Source organism: Herbaspirillum huttiense, assembly GCF_004367745.1.
GTDB lineage: Bacteria > Pseudomonadota > Gammaproteobacteria > Burkholderiales > Burkholderiaceae_D > Herbaspirillum > Herbaspirillum huttiense.
In genome coordinates, this window is record NZ_CP037993.1 from 3,053,128 (window position 1) to 3,064,808 (window position 11,681).

General features: G+C 57.3%; 9 protein-coding genes and 1 tRNA gene. 7 read left to right on the top strand and 3 right to left on the bottom strand.

The window, feature by feature from the left end; genetic code table 11:
• Positions 1 to 39: 39 nt before the first annotated feature.
• Complete coding sequence (locus tag E2K99_RS13765) at positions 40 to 234, bottom strand: DUF1653 domain-containing protein (RefSeq protein WP_134222579.1); 195 nt, start codon at positions 232 to 234, stop codon at positions 40 to 42.
• On the opposite strand from E2K99_RS13765, the gene E2K99_RS26085 reads away from it, so the two are divergent.
• The 3 genes from E2K99_RS26085 (at position 233) to E2K99_RS13775 (ending at position 2,634) form a co-directional block, all read left to right on the top strand.
• Positions 233 to 355 carry a hypothetical protein gene (locus E2K99_RS26085; RefSeq protein ID WP_259432396.1) on the top strand — a complete coding sequence of 41 codons (123 nt, stop codon included), beginning with the start codon at positions 233 to 235 and terminating at the stop codon, positions 353 to 355. The genes E2K99_RS13765 and E2K99_RS26085 overlap by 2 nt on opposite strands.
• A gap of 85 nt (positions 356 to 440) precedes the next feature.
• Positions 441 to 527, top strand: a tRNA-Leu gene (locus E2K99_RS13770).
• 436 nt (positions 528 to 963) lie between these two features.
• Positions 964 to 2,634: a cytidine/deoxycytidylate deaminase family protein gene (locus tag E2K99_RS13775; RefSeq protein ID WP_205703675.1), complete on the top strand. Its 1,671-nt coding sequence runs from the start codon at positions 964 to 966 to the stop codon at positions 2,632 to 2,634.
• 480 nt (positions 2,635 to 3,114) lie between these two features.
• Here the strand turns inward: E2K99_RS13775 and E2K99_RS13780 are convergent, their stop codons facing one another.
• Positions 3,115 to 3,966: a hypothetical protein gene (locus E2K99_RS13780; protein WP_134222580.1), complete on the bottom strand. Its 852-nt coding sequence runs from the start codon at positions 3,964 to 3,966 to the stop codon at positions 3,115 to 3,117.
• 665 nt (positions 3,967 to 4,631) lie between these two features.
• Between E2K99_RS13780 and E2K99_RS25895 the strand changes: the two genes are divergently transcribed.
• The 3 genes from E2K99_RS25895 (at position 4,632) to hpnC (ending at position 9,581) form a co-directional block, all read left to right on the top strand.
• Positions 4,632 to 8,156, top strand: coding sequence for a calcium-binding protein (locus E2K99_RS25895; protein ID WP_240733722.1), 3,525 nt, complete (start codon positions 4,632 to 4,634; stop codon positions 8,154 to 8,156).
• 318 nt (positions 8,157 to 8,474) lie between these two features.
• Entirely contained in the window at positions 8,475 to 8,759 is a 285-nt protein-coding gene (locus E2K99_RS13790) for a hypothetical protein (RefSeq protein WP_006463927.1), read from the top strand.
• 12 nt (positions 8,760 to 8,771) lie between these two features.
• Complete coding sequence (gene hpnC / locus E2K99_RS13795; RefSeq protein ID WP_134222581.1) at positions 8,772 to 9,581, top strand: squalene synthase HpnC; 810 nt, start codon at positions 8,772 to 8,774, stop codon at positions 9,579 to 9,581.
• A gap of 77 nt (positions 9,582 to 9,658) precedes the next feature.
• Here hpnC and E2K99_RS13800 read toward each other — a convergent pair whose 3' ends face one another.
• Complete coding sequence (locus E2K99_RS13800) at positions 9,659 to 10,498, bottom strand: HDOD domain-containing protein (RefSeq protein WP_034331571.1); 840 nt, start codon at positions 10,496 to 10,498, stop codon at positions 9,659 to 9,661.
• Positions 10,499 to 10,836: 338 nt separating this feature from the next.
• Here E2K99_RS13800 and hpnD point away from each other — a divergent pair, with 338 nt between their 5' ends.
• On the top strand, positions 10,837 to 11,670 hold the full coding sequence (gene hpnD / locus E2K99_RS13805; protein ID WP_034331572.1) for a presqualene diphosphate synthase HpnD: 834 nt from the start codon (positions 10,837 to 10,839) through the stop codon (positions 11,668 to 11,670).
• Positions 11,671 to 11,681 lie beyond the last annotated feature (11 nt).

The window sequence follows — 11,681 nt, forward strand, 5'->3', positions numbered from 1 at the left end:
GCATCGAATCGCAGCAGCCACCCGGAGCTACGGGCAGGATCAGTCCTCAATCTTTTCGAAACGCGGCACCTGCTTGCCATCGACCTCGACCGTTTCGAAAAAGACATCGCGCGGACGCAGCCAAAGGCGGCCATCGGCGGCGCGGTAGATGATCATGGGCGCGAGGTCGGCTTCGAGGATGGCCTCGTCGATATAGTCATAGATGCCGCCCTTGTAGTGACGATAGCGTGTCATGGCGATCCTGCTGGCTGGAAGAAGAAGCGGCATGGTACTACCGATCAGCGGCGGCACAAAAATGTCCGCACAGAAAAACGCCCACAGTGACAAGACCTTGCAGTACAATGGCGCGCTTTGACAAACTGCTACCTGCATCGGTAGCGGCAGGTCTGCGGCGAAAGCGCTGCCAGACTGCTATCGCACCGGTGCCCGACCCCCCTTCAGCGAGGATGGCGAAATTGGTAGACGCACCAGGTTTAGGTCCTGACGCCAGCAATGGTGTGGGGGTTCGAGTCCCCCTCCTCGCACCAGATAACCTTATCTGAAAACGTAATAAGCAAACCGGAATCTCAGGATCATGGCACAGCCACTCCAAACGCAGTGGTGGGCCGCGCTATCCTGCGATTAGCGAGCGCTACATTCCAGACTAGAAATTTCAATGGTGCTGAGTTTCCAGATCACCAAAATACAACAACCATGCTTTCACTGATTCTCCTATTCCCGTTAACTCATCTCCTACATCCTCAGCGCTAATAAGGATACAGATATACACCTTCTATCTTCTCTCTAGAAGGACAGCACAGAAATATCAAAATCAACTTGATAAAAGTTGATAGCTAATTACATAATTAAAACAAAAAAACTCAACTAACTCGCACAGCGACGTTCGCACTACTAAGTCTTGATGCGCTGAACTTAGGTATTGCCCGCCGCTTAAAGACAATAAATCAAGAAAAAAGGGGGGCCATGCAAAATTACTTACATTCGGCAATCGATACTATTTATCGAAAAGATGATGAACTAATTATCATTGGGCTGACCGGTCGCACTGGAAGTGGCTGCTCAACGGTTGCAGAGATATTATGTTCAGAAAAGGATGCCATCAGACATTCGCTAAATAATAGCAATACTCCTGCTAACAACGACGAGAGAAAGCAAAAGATCGTCAAACGACATTTTGATCTCACATGGCAAAAATTTGAGCTCATCCAAGTCCGCTCTGTAATTACTCTTCTTCTGATCGAAGAGGAAATTACCGTTGTGATGGACAAACTACAAAGACTGTTGGAAGGCGAGTCGCAAGCAAAAATAGATAGAGTAAAAAGCTTGTTAGAAAGAATTTCTGGTACCCGCGAAAACGTATTTAGCACTGAAGACCCAATTCTCTGGACGGAATTTTATACAAGACTTTTACCGCACTTCTGCGCTGAACTTCGCATAGCACTGGGCGAAAGTGCGTTTATCAAGCTCTACCAAGAAATAGGGACGAACATACGATTATCTGGCTCTGCAATAGAAGCGAATTTCGTCGAGGGAAAATTCTTTACGCTAGCAGAAAAAATTAACTCAATTATTAAAACAATTATCTCATGCAACAAAACTCTTAATAAAAGCACGTTAATAGTCATCGATGCCATCAGGAGTAATCTTGAAGCGATGTTCTTCCAAGATCGATATGCTGCGTTTTATTTAGCAGCAGTCTCTTGTCCGGATAATCAACGAAAACAACGCCTCTACTCGCTCAAATTTTCTGATGATGATGTCGATATCATTGACAAAGCAGAATATATAACAAGAGATCTTAGCGATACCAAAACGTATTCCGTACAAGACATTCAAGCTTGTATTCAACGCGCAGATCTGTACATCAGCAATCCGGACCAAGAAAACGAAGTATCAAAATACTCTAACTTGGCCAACCAACTGATCAGATTCGTTTCATTGATGAAACGCCCAGGCATTGTCACACCTACTGCTACTGAGCGATGCATGCAGCTCGCCTATACAGCAAAGTTAAATTCGGGCTGTATTTCCCGCCAAGTTGGAGCCGCCATAACAGACAAAAATTACTCCATTCAGGCAATTGGCTGGAATGACACGCCTTTTGGGCAAGTGCCATGCGTGCTAAGAAGCAGGGAGGATTTGATCTCGGGACAAGATCAGAGCGCCTATAGTGAATATGAAAAAAGTGATAAAAAGTATCTCCTTCAATTCGAGGAGAATACAAAAAAATATATTCCAATAAAGCAGTCAGGCCGAAATATTTCCTATTGTTTTAAAACCGAATATAACAATTACACGCAAATTAAAAATCAAGTCCACACTCGTTCTTTACACGCCGAAGAGAACGCCTTTCTGCAAATATCGAAATATGGTGGACGAGGTATTGAAGGTGGCATTCTTTTCACTACTGCCAGCCCATGTGAACTGTGCGCTAAGAAGGCATATCAACTCGGAATTAAAACCATTCATTACATTGATCCGTATCCAGGAATCGCTATAAGCCACGTGATCTTGGGGGGAACGAAGAATCCGGAACTTGTACTTTTTTCAGGCGCTATAGGTCGAGCATTCCATCGGTTATACAATCCAATCCTCCCTTACAAAGACGAGTTGAAGGCATTACTAGTGCGGTGAGCTAACCGGCCGCCGTGCGACTGCAAGGCGGCCCATTGGGAGCCGACAGATTAGCGATGGAAACCGGACAGAACATAGTATGTGTAATACTGATCAAAAAACTATTCACCTTAAGCAGCTAGAGCAAATCCCTCAGCAGGTGTCCACATCGCCAATACCTAACGCGGCCGGCGGTAGGCGTACAACCAGAGAGATATCTCTTTGACCTTCACCACGAGTCCGGCAGGCACAACGCATGGTTAAGATGAACTGGTCAATCAGCGCCGCTTCGCCCCGCCGATAAAGTCCATCACGTTGCGGCGGAGGCATGTATAGGCAACTAATGGACCTTATATAACCTGATCTGGAAGATCTGACTGACTATTATTAGGAAGACCACGGCCCAATAACGCGTTGCATACCAAACAGACCATACCGCTGCTCCTACCGCAGTTGCATGCCCTCCTAAACCAAGTGCCGGGTCGAAAGCGGTAGCCAAGTTTAACCAAATAGTTCTAGCCACTTCAGAAGCTCAACTCCGGCTTCGTTGACGACCCAGCCGTTCCTAGTCTCTTCAATAAGGCGGAACGATTTCAACATATTTTGGGCAGCCGTGTAGTCCTTAAATTTGTGACGAGTTGCGGCGATTACCCGGGCGGCACCATCAACTGGTCCGACTGCAGAAATTGCACGCAACATTTCAGTTTCTTCGCGGGAAATTCCACGGCGCTGCAAAGCATCTAACAGCCTATCCCCTATAGGGATGTTCACTTCCTTTAAAGAGGTGAAGCCATCTACTAGTACCTTTTCAGGGGCCGAAGAGTTTTCCTTTAGGTCGGAGTGGAGCTGGGCATTGACTTTGCGCAGTGTATCCATCTCCTCTTTTAAGCGGGCAATTTCGCTAACAAATTCTGCAGTCTCCCCAATCGCTTTCCGCTCTACGAGTCGCTTTTGTAATAACGCGTCATACACCTTCTGCTGCAGCGCATCCGCCTCTTCCTTAGAAAGTAACTCCAAGCCATCATCCTTCTTTACCCCCTCACGAGTCTTCAACTGCTCTCTCCTCCAATACCTGATTAGCAATCGGAAAATATGTGGACTAAGAAGTACATAGAGAAGGGCGGAGAGCAGCGGGTATGCGAAGCAATAAAGCCAAGGGAAGAAAGCCCCAGGATAAAGAGTGTTGTCGATGTAAGCGATCTTTTCCCGAAACGCGACATCAGATCCCAACGCAAGAACGACGCGCCAATTTAAAGCCAACCATGCGAACAAAAATGCCGCGTAGAACGGGTTGACCATCCGACTTTTGATCCAGTCGGCGATTGATGATGCGACCTCTTTTAGCGATTCCACTTTCCCACCCTTGTCTTATATTTTTATTAATGATAACTGCATTCCGATCAGTTGACAGGGTGGGAATGACGACATTAAGTCAGCCTCCTCGCGAAAGTGCTCATCATTGGAGGATTTTTAGGATATTCGAGCCCCCATCCTCGCACCAGACAATCCGTACTGCCCCAGGCATTGCCACCGCATCTGCCACTGAATGCATGATCCCGGCGCACGCTACCTGCGCACGGATCACATCCAGCCCGGCCTGGTCGCACTGTTCTGATTTCTGCAACAGGCTCCTCCCCATCCAGCAAAATCGTGGCCACTCGGGCATGAAAAAAATTTCATGCCCCCTCCCCGCCGCCCCCTCTTCCAGTCCTCACCGCCACCTCTTTGAACGACCATCAGTCTCCTCACGTTGGCATTCCCGTGCCAGCCAGCTCTTGTCAACCGGCCAACGGCACTTTTGTGCGATTTACCGAAGCATTTCAATCCGATTGAATCGCCCCGGGACAACAAAATTCATATAGCAAGCTTGCTGCACCGTGCCAGCCCGGCGCTGGCACCTTCCGGCCAGCGTCAGGGCCAGGCGGCATGGCAGGCAACACGTCCCCGGGGAAAGACGCAGCATGCGCAGACTCTCCCCGAACGCCTTCGCCTTTACCGGCGTAATTGAAAGGGAACCCGTGTCAACCACCACCTCGCAGGATCAACCCAAGGCAGCATCGTCGCTTTCGCATCCGGTCATCACCCGTATCGACAAGCGCTTCGTCCAGATCAAGACCGGCAGCGTCACCAAAATCATCTTTGCGCCGATCTCTCCCGACATCAAGCTCTTCGATCCACCGGAAAAGACCGCCGCCACACCACCGGCCACCAAGCAGCCAGCCATTGCGAGCAAGCCCGTCGTCGCGCCGCCCTTGGCCAGCCCCACCAAACCGGCAGCAGCCAAGCCGTCGCCCATCCAAACGCCGGTCAACGTCAAACCGGATATCGCACCGCCACCCATCACCAGCAAGCCCGCAAGCAACAAGCCCGTCAGCGTCGACGCGCCCGCCAGCCTGCAAAAGCCCGTGACTCCTGACAAGTCCATCAGCCTCGACAAGCCGGTCAGCCCCGCCAAACCTGCCGTTACCCCAACATTGGCCCCGGTTTCGCCGCCGCCGGTGGTGATCCCACCCAGCGCCCATGCCAACCCTCCTGCAGCCGTCGGCAGCAAGCCTGCCCCCGCTGCGCCGGCACCAGCCCCCCTGCAGATACCAGCGCCCGCCAACCTCAAGCCGACCACCCCGGAAAAACTGCCAGTCCCCACCACCATGCCAGCCCAGCGCGACAAGATCGACGGCAAGGACGTGCTGGTCTACGGCAACCCGAAGTCCTATGTAGACCTGGACTATGCCCAGGGCGATGCCGTCCCGGGCTACATGGGTACCTGTTCGGAAACCAGCATCGCCAACCTGCTCATGATCGCCGGTCGGGATGTGACCGAAAAGGACGTCGTCCAGAGAGCCATCGACAACGGCTGGTGTGACACCGTCAGCTCCAATCCCGGCCAGCGCGGTGGTACCGTCGCCGGGCTGCAACGCCTGCTGCTGGAAAGCTTTGGCATGCCCGTCGAGGCCATCACGGATTACGATCCCAACAAACTGGCCGCCCTCATCAAGGAGGGCAGAGGTGTGCTCATGGGCGTGAACGGCTATGAGCTGTGGGGTGCCGATCTGGACAAGAATTTGCTGGAACTGATCAACGTCAATCACATGATCAACCTGACCGGCGCCGTCTATGCGGCCGACACCGGTGCCCTGCAAGGCTTCTATATTGTCGACTCGGGACGCGGACGGTCCGGCGATGCCGCACGCTACGTTTCACTGAGCGAACTGGACAAGGCCGCGCACTTCCAGTCCGGTTGCTCGGGTTTCTATACTGTCGATCCGATCAAGAAGCTGGCGCTGCCCGAGGATCCCAGGATGGCCGACCCGGCCAAACCGCAACACAAGCTCATCACCGGCCCGGACGTACTGACCTATGGCAATCCCTTTGCCTTCTCCCATGATCTCGACTACAACCAGGGGGATGCGGTCGCCCGCTATGAAGGGACGTCGGGCGAGGTCTGCATCGCCAACCTGGCCACCATCGCCGGCATGTCCGTAACGGAAAAGGACGTCGTCAACAAGGCCATCGCCGAAAAACTGTGCGATACCACCAGCAAATCCACCACCAAGCGCGGCACCATCAGTGCGGAAAACGAACTGATCCTGCTCAAGGAATTTGGCCTGGCCTCGACATTGACTCAGGGTTTCGACGAAAACGCTGTGGCACGCGACATCCTCGCGGGCAAAGGCGTCATCGTCACGGTCAATGGCAGCAACCTCTGGGCCAAGAACATTCCGGAAAACGTCGGCATGACCGATCACATGATCGCCATCATCGGCGTGGGCTACGGCGCGCAAACCGGCGCGGTGGACGGTTTCTACATCACCGATTCCGGCCGGGGGCGCGATACCGACACCTGCCGCTACGTCAGTTTGCAGACGTTGCGCGATTGCACCAACGCCAGCGGCTCCGTCACCATCACCACCAATGACGCCATCAAGCCCTTCAACAGGGCCAATGGCGGGGCCGGCACCGCCCTGGATCAAGCCGCAGCCGATGGCAAACTGCCCCCCCAGACCGGGCTGACCGCACCGGCAAAGCCTGCTGCATCCGGCGGCAATGCACTGGCAGCGCACTACCTGGACAGCTTCACCGCCCCCGCCCCGTTCGGCGACGACGAAGGCTCGCAACACAAACTGCCCGGCGTCAAGGTCAGGAAGCACATCGCCCTGGCCAGCGACAAACAGGACCTGGCACTGGAAGCCGACAACCTCGATGCCACCGGCAATGCGCAGAACAACCGGCTCACCGGCAACGACCGCAACAACATCCTCGATGGCCTGGGCGGTGCCGACATCATGACCGGCGGCAAGGGCGATGACAGCTATTACGTCGACAACAGCGGCGACCGCGTGGTCGAGAAGGCGGGCGAAGGCATCGATACGGTTTATGCGACGGCCAGCACCACGCTTGCCGACAATGTCGAGAACCTGGTCCTGATCGATGCCACCAAGCCGCAGAGCGCGGTGATCAATGGCGTCAACGTGCTGGTGTACGGCATGCCGAAGTCCTACCAGCTGGACTACGCGCAGGGCGATGCCGTCCCCGATTTCCTGGGTACCTGCGGCGAGACGGTCGTGGCCAACATGAGCGTGCTGGCCGGTCGGCCGCTCACGGAAAAGGAAGTGGTCACCCGCGCCATCGACGAAATGCTCTGCGACGTCATCGCCCCCTTGCCAGAGCACCGGGGCGGCACCTACACGGAGGGCCAGCAAGCCCTGCTCAAGGATTTCGGTATTGACGCTACCATCACGCATGGTTTCGATGAAATGGCAGTCGCCCGGAGCATCAAGGAGGGCAAGGCGGTCGGCCTGAGCGTCAATGCCAGCCGGCTCTGGGACATGCCCATGGCCAGCAACAACCGCAGCAACCACTGCATCACGGTTACCGGGGTGGCCTACGCCGTCGATACCGAGCAGATTGCCGGCTTCTTCATTGCCGACTCCGGACGCGGCAGAGCGGACGACATGAGCCGTTACGTCACGCTGCGGCAATTGCGCTACGCCACCGATGTCACCTCGGCCGACACCCTGACCACCGACCAGGCGGTCAAGCTCTGGGGGCAGAACGTGAATGCCACCGGCAACGGCCTTGACAACATCCTGGCCGGCAACGGCGGCGACAATGTCCTCACAGGCGGCAAGGGCAATGACCTGCTCATCGGCGGAGCTGGCAACGACAGCTATCGCTTCGCCAAGGGCGACGGCCAGGATGCGGTTTACGACCACGATGCCACCAAGGGCAATGTCGACACGCTCAGCTTCACCGACGCCCGGCAGGACAACCTGTGGTTCAGCAAGACCGGCCAGGACCTGCGCATCAAGGTGCTGGGCACGACCGACCAGGTGACGGTGAAGGACTGGTATGCCGGCGCTGCCGGGACGACCGACAACCACATCGAGCGCATCAAGACCGCCGACGGCAAATCCTTGCTGGACACTGATGTCGAGAAACTCGTGCAAGCCATGGCCAGCTTCGCTCCGCCGGCAGCGACCCAGACTACCTGGGCGCAGGCGCAGGGAGGCGACGGCAAGGTCTTGCTGGCGGTCAGCCATTGATGGAGGGCCCGATTGGGGCCATTGCGCATTGAACGGCAGGCCCCAGGCAAGCCGGTAGCGAATCAGACCTCGCTGCCGGCTTCCGTTTTTTTGCAAATTGCTTCACCAGCTCTGTAGGCTGCTGCCCCCGGCGGGCGGCGGCAATGGGCTCCCGGAGAAAACTTCATTTCCCGGCTTTTTTTTCACGATCCACGTGCCCCGGGGCCGATTGCACACCGCCTGCGCGCAGCGGCGTGCTGAACTGCTACAATCCGCGCCTTTGCTGGCTGGTGCGCGAACCTTTCCTGCACCAGCCGCGCCATCCAGTGAGGACCCGCCATGCCCACCCAGGAAGAATTCGACGCACTCAAGCAAAGCCACAACGCCTTGCTCAACAAGTTCATCGAGAACAATACCGCTGACCAGATCCTGTTCTCCACCCTCTTCACGGCCGCGGCCGTGCTGTCCAAGGATGGCAAGCAGTTCACCGAAGGCGCCATGGGCATCGCCCGCTCGCTGGCCGCGCAGTTGAATGCCGGTGGCACCATGCCCAAGGCCCTGCTGGAGACGGTCGAAACCCGCATCGCCACCATCGAGGCGCTGCTCAAGGACAAGTTCGACTGAGTCGCGCGCCCCATGGCCGTCGATCACTACGAGAACTTCCCCGTTGCCTCGCTGCTGCTGCCGGCGCGCCTGCGCCCGGCCGTCACCGCCATCTATGCCTTCGCCCGCAGCGCCGACGACATCGCCGATGAAGGCGACGCCCGGCCGGAAGAACGGCTGGCCGCGCTGCATGCCTACGACGCGCAGCTCGACCTGATCGAGCAGCAGTTGCCCTGCACGCATCCCATCTTCACCCGGCTGCAGCAGACCATCGTCGACCATGCCCTGCCGTTGCAACCCTTCCGCGACCTGCTCTCAGCCTTCCGCCAGGATGTGGTGACCACCCGTTACCCCCGCTATACGGACCTGCTGGACTACTGCTGCCGGTCTGCGAACCCGGTAGGAACCCTGATGCTTCACCTGTACGGTGAGGCAAATGAAGAAAATCTCCAGGATTCGGATGCCATCTGCAGCGCCTTGCAGCTCATCAACTTCTGGCAAGACGTCGCCATCGACTTGGAAAAGACGCGCATCTACCTGCCACTCGAGGACCTGGAGCGCTTCGGAATCAATGAAAACGACATCGCCCAAGCCTGCAGCGACCAGCGCTGGCAGCAACTGATGCAGTTCGAGGTCACGCGGGCGCGGGAACTGATGCTTTCCGGTGCCCCGCTGGCGCGCCGCCTGCCGGGCCGTATCGGACTGGAACTGCGCATGGTGGTACAAGGCGGACTGCTCATCCTGGAGCGCATCGAGGCGGTGCAAGGCGATGTCTTCCGCCAGCGCCCCAAGCTGGCCAAGCCGGACTGGCTCATCATCGGCTGGCGCGGCCTGACCCGATAAACCGCAGCCTGAATGAAAAAGCCCCGCCCGGCACATTGGCCAGGCAGGGCTTCAAGAAGAAGCGGTCGCGTACTGGTTCAAACCAGCAAGGCAGCGGTCAGGGTGCGGATCTGCTCTTCGGAATCATCCAGCATCTCGCGCAGCGAACGGTCCCCGATGTAATCATCCACCAGGTTCTCGCCACCGATGCCGGCTTCGGCCACCACGGTGCGTTGCAGCGGCGAGGGCACCGGCGACAGTTCCTTGGCCAGCAGCAGCACGTCGCCGATGGTCTGCGGCGGCAGCACCCGCACGCCGTGCCACAGGGATTCGATGGCATCGACCACCGGCTGCGGCACGCCCAACTTCTTGAGCACGGCGCGGCCGATCATCTTCTCCCCGTATTCCATCCAGTCCTCGGTGCCGCCGTCGAGCAGCCCGGGGAAGTCATCCGTGCGCGAAAGCAGGTAGAAGCCACCCACTTCATGCACGATGCCGGCAAACATCGCCGTCTCCGGATCGGCCTTGGTCAGCTTGGAGGTCAGCACATAGGCGGTGGCCGCCACGTGGGCGCAGTGCTCCCACAGCTGGGCCGACTTGATGCGCATGCCGGGATTGTTGATGGTCCGCCCCAGCTGGCGCACGATCACCGAGGTGGTGATGGTGTTGAGGGTGCGGAAGCCCAGCCGCATCACGGCCGCCCGCACGTTGTTGATCTCGCCGCCGGAACGGTTGTAGGCCGCCGAATTGGCAATGGCCACGGTACGCGCCGACACCAGCGGCTCGGCCATCACCAGCTTGGCAGCCAGCTCCAGATGGCAGTCCGGGTCGGCCAGGGCCTTTTGCAGCTTCAGCGAGGCGCTGACGTTGGCCGGGAATACCAGCTCGCCGCGACCAGCCTGCGAGGCGATGTTGCGAAAGATTTCCAGTCTGTCCATATTGTCTCCAGCCTCCAAGGGGCCATCGTCGATGGCCGGGGTTGCCGATGTGCCGCGCTGCAAGCGGGGTTGACCACTGCAGCGCCACGTCTGGTTAGATTAACGGCAGAATTCATCCGGATTTGATGTCATGTGAATTTGTTTTTCCGGAATGCGCTTGACCCGAGCTTAATGGACAACGCCGGGGGCCGCAATAGACGGGTTTCAGGCCCCGTTTCAAGGCCGGGTCAACGGCAGCCGGCATTTGCCCTGCCGGGCGCACTCGGCTAGCATAGCGCCTTTGCCGCAGGGGGCCGTCAGGCTACCTGCCCCATGCTTCAACCGCCCGCCACGCATCCATGTCTCCAGACGAATACTGCCAGCAGAAGGCCGCCGCCAGCGGTTCCAGTTTTTATTACAGCTTCCTGTTCCTGCCGCCGCAGCGACGGCTGGCGATCACGGCGCTGTACGCCTTTTGCCGCGAGGTCGACGATACCGTCGACGAAATCGAGGACGCCATGGTGGCCCGCACCAAGCTCATGTGGTGGCGCAAGGAAATCGCCGCCATGCTCGAAGGCCAGCCCACGCACCCGGTCACCAAGGCCCTGCATCCGCACGTGGCGACCTACCAGCTCAAGGGAGAACACCTGCAAGCCATCATCGATGGCATGGAAATGGACCTGGACCAAACCCGCTACCTCGACTATCCCGGCCTGCAGCGCTACTGCTGGCACGTGGCCGGGGTGGTCGGGGTGCTCTCGGCCAGCATCTTCGGCCATACCCAGCCCGGCACCCTGCTCTTTGCCGAAAAGCTGGGGCTGGCCTTCCAGCTCACCAACATCATCCGCGATGTCGGCGAGGATGGCCGCAAGGGCCGCATCTACCTGCCCGTCAATGAATTGCAGCAATTCAACGTCACCGCCGCCGACATCCTCAACGCCCGCCACAGCGAGCGCTTCGAGGCACTGATGAAGTTCCAGGTCGAGCGCGCCCAGGCGGTCTATGACGAAGCCTTCGCCCTGCTGCCCAAAGAGGACCGCCGCGCCCAGCGCCCCGGCCTGATGATGGCCGCCATCTATCGCACCCTGCTGGACGAGATCACGCGCGACGGCTACCACGTGCTCAACCAGCGCATCTCGCTCACCCCCATCCGCAAGCTCTGGCTGGCCTGGAAGACCTATGTCTTCGGCTGAACAGGTGTTTT

What these genes read in the sequence shown, in the direction of transcription:
- E2K99_RS26085 (WP_259432396.1), top strand. Translation starts at nt 233, where the DNA reads ATGGCGATCCTGCTGGCTGGAAGAAGAAGCGGCATGGTACTACCGATC.
- E2K99_RS13765 (WP_134222579.1), bottom strand. Translation starts at nt 234, where the DNA reads ATGACACGCTATCGTCACTACAAGGGCGGCATCTATGACTATATCGAC.
- E2K99_RS13775 (WP_205703675.1), top strand. Translation starts at nt 964, where the DNA reads ATGCAAAATTACTTACATTCGGCAATCGATACTATTTATCGAAAAGAT.
- E2K99_RS13790 (WP_006463927.1), top strand. Translation starts at nt 8,475, where the DNA reads ATGCCCACCCAGGAAGAATTCGACGCACTCAAGCAAAGCCACAACGCC.
- hpnC (WP_134222581.1), top strand. Translation starts at nt 8,772, where the DNA reads ATGGCCGTCGATCACTACGAGAACTTCCCCGTTGCCTCGCTGCTGCTG.
- E2K99_RS13800 (WP_034331571.1), bottom strand. Translation starts at nt 10,498, where the DNA reads ATGGACAGACTGGAAATCTTTCGCAACATCGCCTCGCAGGCTGGTCGC.
- hpnD (WP_034331572.1), top strand. Translation starts at nt 10,837, where the DNA reads ATGTCTCCAGACGAATACTGCCAGCAGAAGGCCGCCGCCAGCGGTTCC.